The organism is Buchnera aphidicola (Rhopalosiphum maidis) (assembly GCF_003671935.1).
Taxonomy (GTDB): Bacteria; Pseudomonadota; Gammaproteobacteria; order Enterobacterales; family Enterobacteriaceae; genus Buchnera; species Buchnera aphidicola_AL.
This window is the reverse complement of the sequence record NZ_CP032759.1, coordinates 288,472-305,666: the sequence shown is the minus strand read 5'-3', so window position 1 is coordinate 305,666 and position 17,195 is coordinate 288,472. Positions and strand designations below refer to the sequence as shown.

Here is a 17,195-nt window from a genome sequence, read left to right as displayed (position 1 = left end):
TCGATATCTTTAATATAAAACACATAATCCGCAAGATTTAATCTTTTCTTAAATTCTATCTAAAACTAATCTTTATTGGTATATCTATTTATTTAAAAAATTACTTTTTAAAGGAAAAAAAATGCATCAAAATATAAGAAATATTGCTATTATAGCACATGTTGATCATGGGAAAACAACATTACTTGATCAGCTTTTACAACAATCTGGAACTTTTCAAAAACATGAAGAAAAGAAAGAACGTATCATGGATTCTAATGATTTAGAAAAAGAAAGAGGAATCACAATTTTATCTAAAAATACTTCTATTAAATGGAAAAAATATAAAATCAATATTATTGATACACCAGGTCACGCTGATTTCGGAGGTGAAGTAGAACGAGTAATGTCTATGGTTGATTCAGTTTTACTAGTTGTAGATGCATTAGATGGACCTATGCCACAAACTCGTTTTGTCACTAAAAAGGCATTTAAACACGGTTTAAACCCCATTGTAGTTATTAATAAAATTGATAGAAAAAATTCTCGTCCTGATTGGGTTATAAATGAAATCTTTGATCTTTTTATAAATCTTAATGCTAATGATAAACAACTTGACTTTCCAATTATATATACTTCTGCTATTCTTGGAACTTCAGGGACCGACTATCTTCAGATGCAAAACGATATGATTCCATTATACGAAGCAATTATTAAACATGCTCCATCTCCTAATGTAGATCCTAATCAAAAATTTCAAATGCAAATTTCTCAACTTGACTACAATAATTATTTAGGAGTAATAGGCGTTGGCCGTATTAAACAAGGTCATATCAAACCTAATGATTCAGTAGTTATTATTGATAATTTAGGAAAAAGTAGAATTGGTAAAGTTAATAAGGTATTGAATTACTTTGGACTTAAAAGATTAGAAATAGAAAAAGGCGAAGCAGGTGATATAATCGCTATTACAGGTCTAAACAAATTAAATATTTCTGATACAATCTGTCATCCAGATCATTTACAACCCCTGCCACCATTAATTATAGATCAACCTACAGTAAATATGTTTTTTTCAGTTAATACTTCACCTTTTTCAGGAAAAGAAGGTAAATATATTACATCACGTCAAATTTTAGAAAGATTAAAAAAAGAAACTATACATAATGTAGCTTTACAAGTAAAAGAAACAAAAGATGCAAATACTTTTTCTGTTTCTGGACGTGGCGAATTACATTTATCTATATTAATAGAAAATATGCGTCGAGAGGGATTTGAACTAGAAGTATCTCGTCCAAAAATAATTTTTCGTAAAATAAATGACACGAAACAAGAACCATTTGAAAACTTAATTCTAGACATTGAAGAAAAGCACCAAGGCAATGTCATGAAGTTTATAGGAGAAAGAAAAGGCGAATTAAAAAATATAATTGTCGATCCTAATAAAAGGATACGTCTTGAATATATTTTATCTAGTCGAGCGCTAATTGGATTTCGTACAGAATTTATGAGTATAACTTCTGGTACTGGGCTTTGTTATTCATCTTTTAGTCACTATGAAGAATATCAAAAAAACGATATAGGACAAAGAAAAAATGGAGTTTTAATATCAAATAGCACTGGCATGGCTGTAGCTTTTGCTTTATTTAATTTACAGGAAAGAGGAAAATTGTTTTTAGGACATGGTAGTCAAGTTTATGAAGGTCAAATAATAGGTCTTCATAATCGTTCCAATGATCTAACAGTAAATTGTCTTACAGGAAAAAAACTGACTAATATGCGAGCTTCAGGAACAGACGAAGCAATAATTTTAACAACATTTACAAAATTTACGCTAGAAGAAGCTTTATCTTTCATCAACGATGATGAATTAGTAGAAATTACACCAAAATCAATACGTTTAAGAAAACGTTATTTAAAAGAAAACGAGAGAAAAAAAGCAAATCGAAATAAAAATACTATAGTTAATTAAGAAATTTTTGTCAGAAAATTAACTTTTATTAATTATATAATTCTATTTAATCAATAGAATTATATAAATAATTTTAAATAAAAAAAGATGTTTCATATATAGAAAAAAAATTTTTATAATTTTAGTTTTTTAATAATTGAGAAATTAATACGTTATGTTTATTTTTTTGATGAAATAAACACAAATGTTCAGCTTTAATGATAGTTTTTAAGTCATTTATAGCTTTTTGAAAATCATCATTAATAATTAAATAATCATATTCTGAATAATGATTCATTTCATCAACGGCTTTTTCCATTCTTTTTGAAATAACTGTATCACTATCTTGTCCTCTTTCTCTTAATCTTTTATATAGTTCATCTTTAGATGGAGGAAGTAAAAAAATACTCTTTGAATGTGGCATCTTATATCGAATTTGATTAGCTCCTTGCCAATCAATATCAAGAAAAACATCAATTCCTGAAAATAACATTTTTTCAATAGATTGACGTGAAGTTCCATAATAGTTATTAAATACTTTAGCATGTTCTAAAAAAGACTGTTGTTTAATCATTATTCTAAATTCTTTCTTTGATATAAAATAATAATGTTTTCCATGAGATTCACCAGGTCTCATGACTCTAGTAGTATGAGAAATAGACACTTGGATATTATATAAAGATTTTGTTTTTAATAGTCCTTCAATTAAACTAGATTTTCCCGTTCCACTTGGTGCTGAAATAATAAAAAGAATACCTTGAGACATGATGTTTTAAAAATTATTATCTAAATTTTTGCACAGAAAGAATTTTTTTAAAAAATATTAAATAAAATATAAAAAATACTAATTTTTAATTAAAAAAATATTTTTAAATTCATAAATTCTAAATATATTTTGAATCTTTACAGATTTGTTTAAAACTGCTTGTATAACAATTTCATTAACTTTAACATGAACTATTGCTAGTAAGAAACCAATTCTATACCATTTTTCATCTTTTTTCATTTCAATAATAGAACCAATTTTAGGATTAATATTTCCTGTACTTGATAAAATATATAATTCATGTTTATTCAAATTCTTATGGAATACTCGTGCTATTGTTTCTTGTCCATAATAGCATCCCTTATTAAAGCTTACAGCTTGAAGATTTGTTAAATTGATAGATTGTGGCAAAAATTTTTGAGAATTTTGTTCATCAATAATAGGAAATCCTGCCTCTATATCTAATAGAAGCCATTGTTTACTATTGTTTAGTAAAATAATTTCATTTTCTTTTTTGCGTAAAAAAAATAAATCCTTTAAAGACAAAACTAATAAAAATCTTTCAAAAGGTTTTGAAAACCAAAGTATAGTTTTATCTTCATGAAAAGTTAATGGACACTGTTCGTTTGGGATATCAATAAAATATTTCGATAAAAACAACTTAGCGTCAATTCCAGATAAGCCAAATAAAAAAATATTATCTAATTCTCGAATTTGTACTTTAGAAAAAACAGCATATTTTTTTAGTTCTTTAATGTGTGTTTTAACAATACTTTTACGAATAATATAAGCATAACCTTTTTTATAATGGAATAAAAACATAGTTGCCCATACTTTTCCATTAAAGTTACAATGAGCACAAAGTTTGTATTCTTCTTTTTTTAAAAAATTAATATCAATAGTAAATTGATTTTGGAGATGTTTTTTACCATCAAGACCATCTATGTAAACTAGACACCATTCTTCAAGTAAACTTAATGTTAAAGGTAGATTAGTTGAAGGGTAAACAGATTTTTTTAAAAAATTAAACAACAACATTGTTTCTCCTGAAAATAAAAAAATAAAATTATTAAATTAAATATATAATAAAAAAAGTACAAAAATAAATTTTTGGAAAAAATTATGATAGATATCAATACAATAACAAGTCAAATAAAAAAATTGACACAACGCACAAAAGATTTGAAGAGGTATCTTTGACTATACAGTAAAAAATGCACGTATTTTAGAAATTGATTTAGAATTATCATCAGCTGAAACATGGAAAAAAAAAGAATCTATATATAATCTAAATAAAGAAAAAAATTTATTAAATATTATAGTAAATAAGATTGATAATATTGAAAAAAATATAAAAGAAACAATTATCTTCTTGGATTTGGCTATAGAAACAAAAGATAGTGCAATTTTACAAGATATATTTACAGACATTAAAAACACAAAGAAAAAAATAAAAGAACTTGAATTTTATTGTATGTTTTCAAATAAACATGACAACTGCAATTGTTACATCGATATACAATCTGGTTCTGGAGGGACAGAAGCGCAAGATTGGTCAAGAATATTATTAAGAATGTATTTAAAATGGTCTGATAAAAAGGGATTTAAAACAGAGATTATTGAAGAATCTATAGGAGAAATAGTTGGTATAAAATCTTCTACTATTAAAGTTTCTGGAGAATATGCTTTTGGATGGCTAAGAACAGAAACAGGAATACATCGTTTAATTCGAAAAAGTCCATTTGACTCAGGAAAAAGACGTCATACTTCATTTAGTTCAATTTTTATATATCCAGATATAGAAGATAAAATTAATGTTGAAATTAACCCATCTGATCTTAGAATAGATGTATACAGAGCTTCAGGAGCAGGAGGACAGCACGTAAATAGAACAGAATCAGCTGTTCGAATTACTCATTTACCTACAAATATTGTCACTCAATGCCAAAGTAATCGATCACAGCACAAAAATAAAGAGCAAGCAATTAAACAAATGAAATCTAAATTATACGAAATGAAAATACGAGAAAAAAAAGAAAAACAAAAAAAAATAGAAAATAATAAATTAGATATCAGCTGGGGTAATCAAATTCGTTCTTACATATTAGATAGCTCAAAAATAAGAGATCTTAGAACTGGAATAGAAAAATATAATATACAATCTGTATTAGATGGTGATTTAGATGATTTTATTGAACAAAGTTTAATAATGAAATTATAGGAAATAAAATGATTAAAAAAACAGATTTAAGTAGCAATACTTTTAACAATGAAAAAAAAACAAGAAAAGAAAAATTAATTAATATGAAAAAAAATGGATTTTCTTTTCCAAATAATTTTAAAAGAAATACTAATTCTATAAAAATATATCAAGAATATAAAGATAAAACAATTAATGAACTTAAAATATTAAATATTGAAGTTTTTATCGCAGGTCGTATGATACAAAGAAGAACTATGGGAAAAGCATCTTTTTTTACACTACAAGATATGGTAGGAAAAATACAAATTTATACTAGGGAAAAAGAAATTGGATCTGAATTCTATAAAAATCATTTTAAAAAATGGGATATTGGAGATGTTTTAGGTATACAGGGAGTGTTGTTTAAAACAAAAACAGGAGAATTAACTATTTTCGGTAAAAAATTAACAATATTAACTAAATCTTTAAGACCTTTACCTGATAAATTCCACGGATTATCTAATCAAGAAAAACGTTATAGAAAAAGATACTTAGATTTAATTAGTAATAGTAAATTATTTAATATTTTTAAAAATCGTTTTAAAATAATCAGATTAATTCGAGATTTTATGGTAGAAAATAACTTTCTAGAAGTAGAAACTCCTATGTTGCATAATATTCCTGGTGGAGCTACAGCTCGACCGTTTGTTACTTATCATAATGAAATAAACAAAGAAATGTACTTACGAATAGCGCCCGAATTATATTTAAAACAACTAATTATAGGCGGTTTTGAACGTATTTTTGAACTAAATAGAAATTTTCGTAATGAAGGGGTGTCTTCTCGACATAATCCAGAATTTACTATGATGGAAGCATATATGGCTTATTCTAATTATGAAGATATGATGAATTTTACTGAAAATTTACTAAAAAACATAACAAAATTACTTTTTGGAAAAAATAAAATACAATATAACAAATATTGCTTAAATTTTAATCTTCCTTTTAAAAAATTAACAATGAAAGAATCGATTTTAAAATTTAATTCAGATATTTGTTTGTCAGATTTAAATAGTTTAAAAAAAATTAAAAAAATTGCAAATAATATTGGTATAGAAATAAAAGAAAGTTGGAGTATAGGTTATATAGAAAATGAAATTTTCGAAAAAACAGTAGAAAAAAAACTCATTCAACCGACTTTTATTACTCAGTACCCAGTAGAAGTTTCTCCTCTAGCCAGACGTAATGATTTTAATTCTAATGTGACAGATAGATTTGAGTTGTTTATTGCTGGATATGAAATCGGAAATGGATTTTCTGAATTAAACGATCCAGAAGACCAAAAAAATAGGTTTTTAAATCAAATGAAAATAGCAGAAAAAGAAAAAAATAAAGATATATTTTATGATGAAAATTATATAGAAGCATTAAAATACGGTTTGCCTCCTACTTCCGGTTTAGGAATTGGAATCGATCGTTTGATTATGATACTAACAAATCAAATGAGCATTCGCGATGTTATTTTATTTCCAACATTGCGTTCATTTAAAAAATAATTTTTAATTTTTTAGAAATTTATTTTACATAAATTATTCCATTGTAAAATAATTAAATAGGAAAAAAAATGCCAGAATTATTAAAAAAAACTAAAACAAATCTTAATTTTAATAATATTCAAATATTAATAAAAAAATTTCAATCCCCTTTTTGGGTTTATGATTCGAATATTATCTATAAAAAAATAAAATTATTAAAAGAATTTGATATTATTAGATTTGCTCAAAAAGCGTGTTCAAATATTCATATATTACATTTAATGAAAAAAAACAATCTAAAAATAGATGCAGTTTCATTAGGTGAAATAGAACGAGCTTTAGCAGCTGGATTTAAACCTAATTCTAACGAAATAATTTTCACGGCAGATCTTTTTGATGAAGAAACTTTATCTAAGATAGTTGATCTTAAAATACCAGTGAATGCAGGATCAATAGATATGTTAGAACAATTAGGTAAACGTTCCCCCGGTCATCATGTTTGGTTGAGAATCAACCCAGGATTCGGACATGGACATAGTAAAAAAACCAATACTGGAGGAGAAAATAGTAAACATGGAATTTGGAATCCTAATTTAGCTATACCTATTATAAAAAAACATAAATTAAAGCTAATAGGTTTACATATGCACATTGGTTCAGGAGTTAACTATGAACACCTAAAAAAGGTAAGTCAAGCCATGGTCGAACATGCAATTAAAATAAATGAAAAAATATCATCTATTTCAGCTGGAGGTGGATTACCAATACCCTATAAATTTAATGAAAAACCTATTAATACGAAAAAATACTTTAAAATTTGGGATGAAGCAAGAAAAAAAATATCTAGCTTTTTAAATACACCAATTCAATTAGAAATTGAACCAGGTAGATTTTTAGTAGCAGAATCAGGAATTTTAATTGCACAAGTAAGAGCAATTAAAAAAATGGGAAATAAAAATTTTGTCTTAATTGATGCTGGTTTCAACGATCTTATGCGTCCAACTATGTATGGAAGTTATCATCACGTATCTGTTGTATCTGCACACAATCGAAATATAAACGAAAGAGATACAATAGATACAATTATAGGCGGCCCTTTATGCGAATCAGGCGATATTTTTACACAAAAAGAAGGTGGAACTATAGAAACTAGAAAATTACCAATATTAAAAATAGGAGATTACTTAATTTTTCATGATACAGGTGCTTACGGTGCTTCAATGTCCTCTAATTATAATACAAGACCGCTTATTCAAGAAATAATGATAGAAAATAATACCTTCAAAACTATTCGAAGACGACAAACAATTGAAGAATTATTAAATTTAGAAAAATAAAATTTTTTATAGAAAAATACAATTTAAATAATAAAGGATGTAATAAAATTACATGTATATTAATTTTCCAAATATCAATCCTATTATTTTTTCCATTGGTTCTTTCAAAGCTCACTGGTATGGCTTTATGTATTTCATAAGTTTTATATTTGCTCTATGGTATGGAAAAAAAAAATATAAAAAAAAAATCAGATAAAGAAAAGATAGAAAAACTATTATATATTATTTTTTTAGGTTCATGCATTGGAGGTAGAGTAGGATACATAATTTTTTACAATTTTTCATATTTTTCTCAAAATATATTATGCTCACTGCACATTTGGGAAGGTGGTATGTCATTTCATGGAGGATTGATAGGAGCAATAATGGCCATGTATTACTTTTCTTTAAAAAAAAATATTAAAATATTAAAAATATCTGATTTTATAGTTCCAATTGTACCTTTTGGATTAGGGGCAGGAAGATTAGGGAATTTCATTAATGGTGAACTATATGGTCGAATAGCACCAAATTTTTCATATGCTATTCTATTTCCTACTACATATAAAGAAGATTTAAAAATAGTTTCTAAAAATCCTAAGTTACAAACCATATTAGATGAATACGGAGTATTACCTCGACATCCCTCGCAACTATATGAATTCTTTTTAGAAGGTATACTTTTATTCTTGATAATTTATTTTTTTACTAGAAAAAAAAGAAAAACAGGTAGTATAAGTGCTTTATTTCTAATAAGTTATGGAATATTAAGAATAATAAGTGAATTTTTTCGAGAACCAGATCCTCAAATCGGATTATTTAAAAACATAATAACTATGGGTCAAATATTATCTATTCCAATGATTGTTGTTGGATGTATTATAATTTGTCAATCTTTTTTTAAAAAATAACCTTTTTCTTTTGAGATAATATGAAACAATATTTAAATTTAATAAAAAAAATAATTAAAAATGGAAAATCAAAAAAAGATCGAACTGGTACAGGAACATTATCTATTTTCGGATACAACATGAGATTTAACTTGAAAAAAGGATTTCCTCTTATTACAACGAAAAAATGTCATATACCATCAATTATCCATGAACTGTTATGGTTTCTTAAAGGAGAAACGAATATTGCATATCTTAATAAAAACAAAATATCAATTTGGAATAATTGGGCAGATGAATTTGGTAATTTAGGTCCAATTTATGGAAAACAATGGAGAAGTTGGAATACAACTGAAGGCAAAGAAATCGATCAAATAAAGAATATATTACAACAAATAAAAGAAGATCCTAATTCTCGTAGAATATTAGTATCCAGCTGGAACGTTGGAGAAATTGATAAAATGTCTTTAGCTCCATGTCATGTACTATTTCAATTTTATGTATTAAAAAAAAAATTAAGTTGTCAACTTTATCAGCGTTCTTGTGACGTATTTCTCGGTTTACCTTTTAATATAGCTAGCTATGCGATACTTATACATATGATAGCTCAACAATGCGATCTCCAAGTTGGAGATTTTTTATGGACAGGAGGAGATGTTCATTTATATAAAAATCATATTGAATCAGCAAAAAAACAAATACTTCGCACACCTCGAAAATTACCAGAATTAATAATTTCAAAAAAACCTAAATCATTATTCCATTATTCTTTTGAAGATTTCAAAATTATTGGATATAACCCATATCCTTTAATCAAGGGAAAAATATCTGTATAAGAAGACTATATTTTATACTAATAAAATATATTTATATAATAACTAGGATTAATTTTATTAAAATGAAATATATATATATAAAAACTTGGGGTTGTCAAATGAATGAATATGATTCATCTATGATGACTACATTCTTAGAAAAAACAAAAAAATATTTAATTACTAAAGAGGCTGAAAAAGCTGATATTTTAATTTTAAACACCTGTTCTATAAGAGAAAAAGCTCAAGAAAAAGTTTTTCATCAATTAGGAAGATGGAAAAAATTAAAAAATAAAAAACCAGATATTATTATTGCCGTAGGAGGTTGTGTAGCGACACAAGAAGGTAAAGAAATTTTTAAAAGAGCAAATTATGTAGATATTGTATTTGGTACACAAACTTTACATAAATTACCTGAAATGATTGATAAGGTAGAAAAAAAACGTCACTTTACAATTGATATTAGTTTTCCTCAATTAGAGAAATTTAATTATTATTCTTTAGAACCTAAAACCACAGGATATACAGCTTCTGTTTCTATAATGGAAGGATGTAACAAATACTGTTCATTTTGTGTTGTACCGTATACTAGAGGAAATGAAATTAGTCGTCCATCTGACGATATTTTACTAGAAATATCAATTTTAGCTGAAAATGGCATTAAAGAAATTAATTTATTAGGACAAAATGTCAATGCATATCGAGGTCGTACTTTTAACGGGAAAATTTGTTTTTTCTCAGAATTATTACGATTAGTTTCTGAAATAGACGGTATCAATAGAATTCGTTTCACAACAAGTAATCCACTTGAATTTACTGATGATATTATTGAAGTTTATCAAGATACACCAAAACTAGTCAGTTTTCTTCATCTTCCGGTACAAAGTGGATCAAATAGAATTCTACAACTAATGAAAAGGTCATATACAACAGAAGAATACGAAAAGATTATCGAAAAACTCATATTAGCTCGTCCAAATATTCAAATTAGTTCTGATTTTATTGTAGGATTTCCTACTGAATCTGAAGAAGATTTTCAAAAAACTATCGATTTCATAAAAAAAATAAATTTTGATATGAGTTTTAGTTTTATATATTCTAGTCGACCAGGTACACCGGCTTCAGAAATGGAAGATAATATTGATTTAAAAGAGAAAAAAAAACGCTTACATATCTTACAAAATTGCATCAACAAACAAACTATGTCCTGGAGTAGAAAAATGTTAGAAAGTACACAATCTGTTTTAGTAGAAGGTGTATCAAAAAAAAATATTATGGAATTATATGGAAGAACAGAAAACAATAGAATTGTCACTTTTAGAGGATCACATAATACAATTGGAAAATTTATTAAGATAAAAATAAAGAAAATCCACACTCATTCGTTAAAAGGTGAATTACTTTAAAAATCATATGAAAAAAACAAATAAGATTGTCTTAACAATTCAAAAAAATTGTAAAAACACTAAAAATATACCAAAAAAATATATTTTCAAAAAATGGATAAAAAAAGTTTTATATAAAAAAAAAATATTAATTTAATTACGATCAGAATTGTTGATGAAAAAGAAATAAAAAATCTAAATTTAAAATATAGAGGAAAAAATGAATCAACAAATATTTTATCTTTTCAATTGGATTTTTCTATAAATAAAAATCAAAACTTATTAGGAGATCTTGTGTTATGCAAAAACATAATTGAAAAAGAATCATTAAAATATAATAAAGAATTAGAATCACGTTGGGCGCATATGATAATACATGGAACATTACATCTTTTAGGATATGATCATAAAAATAAAAAAGAAAAGAACATTATGGAAAAAATAGAAAATAAAATAATGTTATCTTTAGATTATGAAAAACCATATTTTATAAAAAATTTCTAATTTTTTTACAAAAAATATTTCAACCTATCTCTTTCTACCTATAGAATAGTAAAAATATATTTTAAAAATAGATAATTATAACACTATGAGCAACAAAGATACACAGAGTACAGATAAAATTAATCGAAAAGGTTTTTTTTCTATTTTACTGAATCATATTTTTCACGATGAACCAAAAAACAGAGAAGAACTGTTAGTATTAATTCGTGATTCAGAACAAAACGAATTAATTGATCAAGATACTTGTGATATGTTAGAAGGTGTTATGCATATTGCAAAAAAAAGAATCAAAGATATTATGATACCAAGAACACAAATGATAACATTAAAATTAAACTATAATCTTAATAAATGTCTTGATATTATAATTGAATCTGCACATTCACGTTTTCCTGTAATGAGCAGAGATCAAAATTATGTAGAAGGATTTTTGATCGCAAAAGATTTACTACCTTTTATGAAAAATTCAAAAGATATATTCTGTATAAAAAACATATTAAGATCTGCTGTCGTAGTTCCTGAAAGCAAATCTGTAGATAGAATGCTCAAAGAATTTCGCCTAAAACGAAGTCATATGGCTATAGTAATAGATGAGTTTGGAGCTGTTTCAGGATTAGTTACAATAGAAGATATTCTTGAATTAATTGTAGGAGAAATTCAAGATGAATACGATGATGAAGAAAAAGTAAATATTAGACAATTAAAAAAATGTGTATTTTCTATTAAAGCACTTACAGAAATAAGTGAATTTAATAGTACTTTTGAAACTAATTTTAGTGACGAAGAAGTTGATACAATTGGTGGATTAGTTATGAAAGCTTTTGGACATCTACCAAGCAGGGGAGATAATATTAATATTAACGGATATAATTTTAAAGTTTCTATAGCTGATAGTCGAAAAGTTATACAAGTACATGTCACTATTCCAGAAAATAAAATCCCAAAAAAATTAGAAAAATAAGGACTATAAAAATAAGGACTATATTTATATATTTTATCTACAAAATTATTTTTATTAAAAATTAAAATAAAATTATACTATTCAGTACGTCTTTCATTTTTAAGACAATAAAAAAATTAAAAATCATTAATTTAATGAATAAAATTTATTAGAATGATAAAACTAAAAATCCTCTTATTTTTTAATAAAAATTGTTCGTCTATAATAAATCACATTAAAAAATATTTAATTCATGTCTTTATCAAAAAATTAATTTTTTAAACTATTATGTATTTTATACGAGTAAAATTATGGAAAAAGAATATTGTCCAAAAAACATCGAACCATACGTACAAAAATACTGGAAAGATAATAAAGTATTCCATGTTTATGAAGATAACAAAAAAGAAAAATACTATTGTCTTCCTATGCTTCCGTATCCTTCCGGAAAATTGCATATGGGTCATGTTAGAAACTATACAATTAGTGACGTTATTTCAAGATATCAAAGAATGTTGGGAAAAAATGTTTTACAACCAATTGGTTGGGACGCTTTTGGATTGCCTGCAGAAGAAGCAGCTATTAAAAATAAAACCAAACCATTTGATTGGACATATAAAAATATTAAATATATGAAAAAACAACTCCAATCGTTAGGTTTCAGTTATGATTGGGATCGAGAAATAACTACATGTAAACCAGATTATTATCGTTGGGAACAATGGTTTTTTATTCAACTATACAAAAAAAAATTAGTTTATAAAAAAAATAGTTTTGTAAATTGGTGTCCTTACGATAAAACTGTTTTAGCTAACGAACAAGTGATAAATGGCTGTTGCTGGAGATGTCAAAATAAAATAATAATAAAAAAAATACCGCAGTGGTTTATAAAAATTAGAGATTATGCAGAATCTTTACACAATGATCTAAATCAATTAGAAAACTGGCCTGAAAAAGTAAAAAATATGCAAAGAAACTGGATTGGTCGATCAAAAGGATTTGAAATCATTCTTGACATATTAAATAGTACTAAAAAAATAAAAGTATTTACTACTAGATTAGATACAATAATAGGAGCAACATATATTTCTATATCTCCTTTTCATGAATTTTCTTTATATATTTCTAAAGAAAAAAAAGAAATAAAAAAATTTATTAAAAAACAAATTGATAATAATCTCTCTCAAGAAGATACAGAAAAAACAAAATTTGAGGGAATAAATAGTAACATGTTTATTATTCATCCGATTACAAATAAGAAAATACCTATTTGGATAGCAAATTTTGTTTTAAAAGAATACGGTACTGGTGCAGTTATATCAGTTCCAGGACATAATCAAAATGATTGGAACTTTGCTATAAAACATAATTTAAAAATAAAATACGTCGTTAAAAACGAAAAATATAAAAATACAGAATCGTATAATTTATTTACAACTCAAAAAGGAATATTATTTAATTCTGGAAAATTTAATAATCTTAATTATGAAGATGCGACTAAAGAAATAAAAAAAACACTATTAGAAAAGAAAATTATAAAAGAGAAAATAAATTATAAATTACAAGATTGGTGTATATCAAGACAACGTTATTGGGGTGCACCTATTCCTATGGCAACAAAAAAAAATGGAGAAATTATAGCAATACCAGAAAATAATTTACCTGTGGTATTACCAGAAATAAAAGATAATTCCGATTTTTTTCAAACACCTATGAACAGTAATTCTGAATGGGCTAAAATTAAAATTGAAAATCAAGATGTTATCCGTGAAACGGATACGTTTGATACATTTATGGAATCATCTTGGTATTATGCAAGATATACTTGTCCGAATTTTAAAGAAGGAATGATTGATCCGATAGCCTCACAATATTGGTTACCTGTAGACCAGTATATTGGAGGAATAGAACATGCAATTATGCATTTAATGTATTTTAGATTTTATCACAAATTACTACATGATTTTAAATTAGTTAAATTTACTGAACCAGTAAAAAATTTACTGTGTCAAGGGATGGTGCTTGGCGAAGCATTTTATCAATTTGATCAAAATAATCAACGTAATTGGATTCATCCATCTTATGTAAGAAAAGAAAAAAATTTAAAAGGAGAAAAAATCAAATTTTATGATACAAATAAGAAAGAAGTTATATATGCAGGAATGATTAAAATGTCTAAATCTAAAAACAATGGAATTGAACCAGAAGTAATGATCAATCGTTATGGTGCGGACACTGTTCGTTTATTTATAATGTTTTCTGCTCCAGTAGAATCATCATTAGAATGGAGAGAATCTGGTGTAAAAGGAATTTATAGATTTTTAAAGAAAACTTGGAAATTAGTATTTAATTACATTGAAATAAAAAAAATAAATAAAACTATAAATTTAGATATTTTAAACAAAAAACAAAAAGAAATTTATTGTTTGTTGCATAAAACTATTTTTAAAGTTTCTGATGATATGAGCCGTCGAAAAACATTTAATACTGCAATTTCAGCAATTATGGAATTAGTTAATGCACTTTCAAATTTTAAACTAGAAAATGAAGAAGATAAATATATTATGAAGGAATCTTTAATTTCAATTATTAAAATGCTTCATCCATTTACACCTCATTTTTGTTTTATATTATGGAAATATTTAAATAAAAATTGCTATATTGATTATGAAAAATGGCCAACTTTTGAAAAAAGATTTTTGTATAAAGATTATAATACTTTAATTGTACAAATTAATGGAAAAAAAAGATATGCCATAGAAGTTAAAAATAATTTAAATAAAGAAGAAATTTTATCTTATGTACAAAACCACTCAAATATTCAAAAAAAAATAAAAAATTTAAAAATAATTAAAATAATTTATATTCCTGAGAAAGTAATCAATTTTGTAGTTTAAATATAAGAAGTAATAAAAGTGATATTTTTATCGAAATGAAAATTATATATCCAGAAGAACTTAAAAAAAAATTAATTCAACAATTAAATTGTTGTTATATATTATTAGGAGAAGATTCACTTTTATTAAACAAAACAGAAAAATTAATATTCTGTGTTGCAAAAAATAAAAAATTTGTAGAAAAAGAGACTATCAATATAGAAAAAAATACAGACTGGAATAAAGTTATTGATTTCTATCAATTAAAGAATTTATTTTTTAAAAAAACTATTTTAATAATTAATTTTATTATAAAAAAATTAAATTTATCTTTAATTAAAAATATAAATAGCATTTCTTTTTTTAAAAGCAAAAATACATTAATAATATTAAAATTTAATGAATTATCTAGTTTTGTAAAAAAAAATACGACATTGAAAATACTTATGTCAGAAAACGATATTATATGTTGTGATACTCCACATGAATGGGCATTTAAAAACTGGTTAAAATACGAAATAAAAAAAAGAAACTTAAAAATCACACAAGAATCTTTTTTATTGTTACATAAATATTATGAAGGCAATACATTATGTGCGTATCAAATATTAGATATCCTTTTAATTACATGGCCTGGTAAAACTATTAAAATAGAAAAAATAAAAAAAATCATCAATCAATTTTCAATCTTTTTTCCATCAAATTGGATAAATGCAATCTTTAATAATGATGTAGAAAAAGCTATCTATATATTAGATGGTTTTTTTAAACAAAAATATAATCCTCTAATTTTAATACGATCTTTACAAAAAGATTTATTAGTATTACTAAATATGAAAAGAGAAAAAAAAATAAATATAGATTTTTTCTTAAAAAAGAATAATATTTGGCTTAATAGATCGAAATTTTTTATCAAAGCTCTCTATTCTATTGATTTTAATATTTTTTTAAAAATAATAAGAATTCTATTACAAATAGAAATTAAAATAAAAAAAGAATATAATAATTCTGTATGGATTGAGTTAAAAACATTAACATTATTATTATCTTCACCAAAGAAATATATATCAAAAAAATAGTAAAAAAAATGAAAAAAATATATGGAATATTTGGCGGGAATTTTGATCCTATTCATTACGGTCATATAAATTCTGCTGAAAAATTAGCACAAGAAATTTCAATAAAAAAAATAATATTACTTCCAAATTATGGACCCCCTCATCGTTTAAAAACAAAAACATCTATAATAGATAGATTAAACATGATTAAATTATTTGTTAAAAATAACAAATTATTTACAATAAGCTATTTAGAAACAAAGAAAAATACAACTTTTTATACTACAGAAACATTAAAAAAAATAAGAAAAAAAATTGGTTATCTACAATCATTATGTTTTATAATAGGGGAAGATCATCTAAATAATTTAAATGTTTGGAAAGATTGGAAAAAAATATTATCGTTATCTCATTTATTAATTTGTCCTAGAATCCATATAAAAAAAAATAATCCTAAATTAAGAAAATGGATTGTATCTCATACAATTACAAATATTAATTTATTACACGAAAAACCATATGGTTTTATTTTTTTTTCAAAAATGTCTATGATTAATATTTCTTCAACGCAAATAAGAAAAAATTATTATGAAAGTAAAAGTTCTTTCGGATTATTACCTTCCAAAATAGACAAATATATTTTGTCAAAGAATCTCTATAAAAATTTATAATCAAAATTTGTTTTTGTTTCTTTAAAAAAAGAAAAAATATGAAAAAAAAAATATTATATTAAATTTAATTGGACTTCGATGTCCCGAACCTATTATGGTTATAAGAAAAACAATAAGAAAAATGAAAGAAAATGAAAAAGTATTAGTATTATCAGATGACCCGTCAACTAAAAGAGATATTCCATATTTTTGTCATTTTATGAATCATCAACTTATCGATCATTTCATTCATGTAAAACCCTATCGCTATTTATTAAAAAAAGGATTTTCTTCTAGTAAGACTGATTAAATTAATTCATATTAATTTATCTAAAAAAAGTTAAA

At 24.6% G+C, this 17,195-nt stretch carries 14 protein-coding genes and 1 pseudogene; 13 read left to right on the top strand and 2 right to left on the bottom strand.

All coding sequences use genetic code 11. The features are described 5' to 3' along the window. Positions 1–121: 121 nt before the first annotated feature. Positions 122–1,951 (top strand): translational GTPase TypA, encoded by a 1,830-nt coding sequence (gene typA, locus D8S97_RS01570; protein WP_158361150.1) that lies wholly within the window; start codon positions 122–124, stop codon positions 1,949–1,951. Positions 1,952–2,072: 121 nt separating this feature from the next. On the opposite strand, the gene gmk is transcribed toward typA, so the two are convergent. Together gmk and ygfZ are read right to left on the bottom strand one after the other, a co-directional pair. Next, entirely contained in the window at positions 2,073–2,696 is a 624-nt protein-coding gene (gene gmk, locus D8S97_RS01565) for a guanylate kinase (RefSeq protein ID WP_158361149.1), read from the bottom strand. Between the two features lie 78 nt (positions 2,697–2,774). Next, the gene (ygfZ, locus tag D8S97_RS01560; protein ID WP_158361148.1) at positions 2,775–3,734 is read right to left on the bottom strand and encodes a tRNA-modifying protein YgfZ; all 960 of its coding nucleotides are present in this window, start codon (positions 3,732–3,734) and stop codon (positions 2,775–2,777) included. Positions 3,735–3,818: 84 nt separating this feature from the next. Here ygfZ and prfB point away from each other — a divergent pair. The 12 genes and pseudogenes from prfB to tusA all read left to right on the top strand — a co-directional run bounded on the left by prfB (position 3,819) and on the right by tusA (position 17,160). Beyond that, a protein-coding gene (prfB, locus tag D8S97_RS01555; RefSeq protein ID WP_158361147.1) for a peptide chain release factor 2 occupies positions 3,819–4,917 on the top strand; the annotation gives its coding sequence in 2 pieces (ribosomal slippage) (positions 3,819–3,893 and positions 3,895–4,917; 1,098 coding nt in all). 8 nt (positions 4,918–4,925) lie between these two features. Further along, positions 4,926–6,437, top strand: a complete 1,512-nt coding sequence (gene lysS, locus D8S97_RS01550; protein ID WP_158361146.1) for a lysine--tRNA ligase — start codon at positions 4,926–4,928, stop codon at positions 6,435–6,437. Positions 6,438–6,505: 68 nt separating this feature from the next. Beyond that, positions 6,506–7,753: a diaminopimelate decarboxylase gene (gene lysA / locus D8S97_RS01545; protein ID WP_158361145.1), complete on the top strand. Its 1,248-nt coding sequence runs from the start codon at positions 6,506–6,508 to the stop codon at positions 7,751–7,753. Between the two features lie 52 nt (positions 7,754–7,805). Next, a pseudogene (lgt, locus tag D8S97_RS01540) lies at positions 7,806–8,643 on the top strand (prolipoprotein diacylglyceryl transferase). A 20-nt stretch (positions 8,644–8,663) separates the two neighbouring features. Next, positions 8,664–9,458, top strand: a complete 795-nt coding sequence (thyA, locus tag D8S97_RS01535) for a thymidylate synthase (protein ID WP_158361144.1) — start codon at positions 8,664–8,666, stop codon at positions 9,456–9,458. 62 nt (positions 9,459–9,520) lie between these two features. Then, entirely contained in the window at positions 9,521–10,843 is a 1,323-nt protein-coding gene (miaB, locus tag D8S97_RS01530) for a tRNA (N6-isopentenyl adenosine(37)-C2)-methylthiotransferase MiaB (protein ID WP_158361143.1), read from the top strand. Positions 10,844–10,969: 126 nt separating this feature from the next. Continuing rightward, the gene (gene ybeY / locus D8S97_RS01525; RefSeq protein ID WP_315968480.1) at positions 10,970–11,326 is read left to right on the top strand and encodes an rRNA maturation RNase YbeY; all 357 of its coding nucleotides are present in this window, start codon (positions 10,970–10,972) and stop codon (positions 11,324–11,326) included. 85 nt (positions 11,327–11,411) lie between these two features. Next, positions 11,412–12,287, top strand: a complete 876-nt coding sequence (gene corC, locus D8S97_RS01520; protein WP_158361141.1) for a CNNM family magnesium/cobalt transport protein CorC — start codon at positions 11,412–11,414, stop codon at positions 12,285–12,287. A 290-nt stretch (positions 12,288–12,577) separates the two neighbouring features. Then, complete coding sequence (gene leuS, locus D8S97_RS01515; protein ID WP_158361140.1) at positions 12,578–15,163, top strand: leucine--tRNA ligase; 2,586 nt, start codon at positions 12,578–12,580, stop codon at positions 15,161–15,163. A 35-nt stretch (positions 15,164–15,198) separates the two neighbouring features. Further along, positions 15,199–16,221, top strand: a complete 1,023-nt coding sequence (gene holA, locus D8S97_RS01510) for a DNA polymerase III subunit delta (protein ID WP_158361139.1) — start codon at positions 15,199–15,201, stop codon at positions 16,219–16,221. Positions 16,222–16,229: 8 nt separating this feature from the next. Then, a complete protein-coding gene (gene nadD, locus D8S97_RS01505; protein ID WP_158361138.1) occupies positions 16,230–16,871 on the top strand; it encodes a nicotinate-nucleotide adenylyltransferase in 642 nt (213 codons plus the stop codon). Between the two features lie 52 nt (positions 16,872–16,923). Beyond that, positions 16,924–17,160, top strand: a complete 237-nt coding sequence (gene tusA, locus D8S97_RS01500; RefSeq protein ID WP_158361137.1) for a sulfurtransferase TusA — start codon at positions 16,924–16,926, stop codon at positions 17,158–17,160. Positions 17,161–17,195 lie beyond the last annotated feature (35 nt).

What these genes read in the sequence shown, in the direction of transcription:
- miaB (WP_158361143.1), top strand. Translation starts at nt 9,521, where the DNA reads ATGAAATATATATATATAAAAACTTGGGGTTGTCAAATGAATGAATAT.
- lysA (WP_158361145.1), top strand. Translation starts at nt 6,506, where the DNA reads ATGCCAGAATTATTAAAAAAAACTAAAACAAATCTTAATTTTAATAAT.
- corC (WP_158361141.1), top strand. Translation starts at nt 11,412, where the DNA reads ATGAGCAACAAAGATACACAGAGTACAGATAAAATTAATCGAAAAGGT.
- leuS (WP_158361140.1), top strand. Translation starts at nt 12,578, where the DNA reads ATGGAAAAAGAATATTGTCCAAAAAACATCGAACCATACGTACAAAAA.
- lysS (WP_158361146.1), top strand. Translation starts at nt 4,926, where the DNA reads ATGATTAAAAAAACAGATTTAAGTAGCAATACTTTTAACAATGAAAAA.
- thyA (WP_158361144.1), top strand. Translation starts at nt 8,664, where the DNA reads ATGAAACAATATTTAAATTTAATAAAAAAAATAATTAAAAATGGAAAA.
- ygfZ (WP_158361148.1), bottom strand. Translation starts at nt 3,734, where the DNA reads ATGTTGTTGTTTAATTTTTTAAAAAAATCTGTTTACCCTTCAACTAAT.
- gmk (WP_158361149.1), bottom strand. Translation starts at nt 2,696, where the DNA reads ATGTCTCAAGGTATTCTTTTTATTATTTCAGCACCAAGTGGAACGGGA.
- holA (WP_158361139.1), top strand. Translation starts at nt 15,199, where the DNA reads ATGAAAATTATATATCCAGAAGAACTTAAAAAAAAATTAATTCAACAA.
- typA (WP_158361150.1), top strand. Translation starts at nt 122, where the DNA reads ATGCATCAAAATATAAGAAATATTGCTATTATAGCACATGTTGATCAT.
- nadD (WP_158361138.1), top strand. Translation starts at nt 16,230, where the DNA reads ATGAAAAAAATATATGGAATATTTGGCGGGAATTTTGATCCTATTCAT.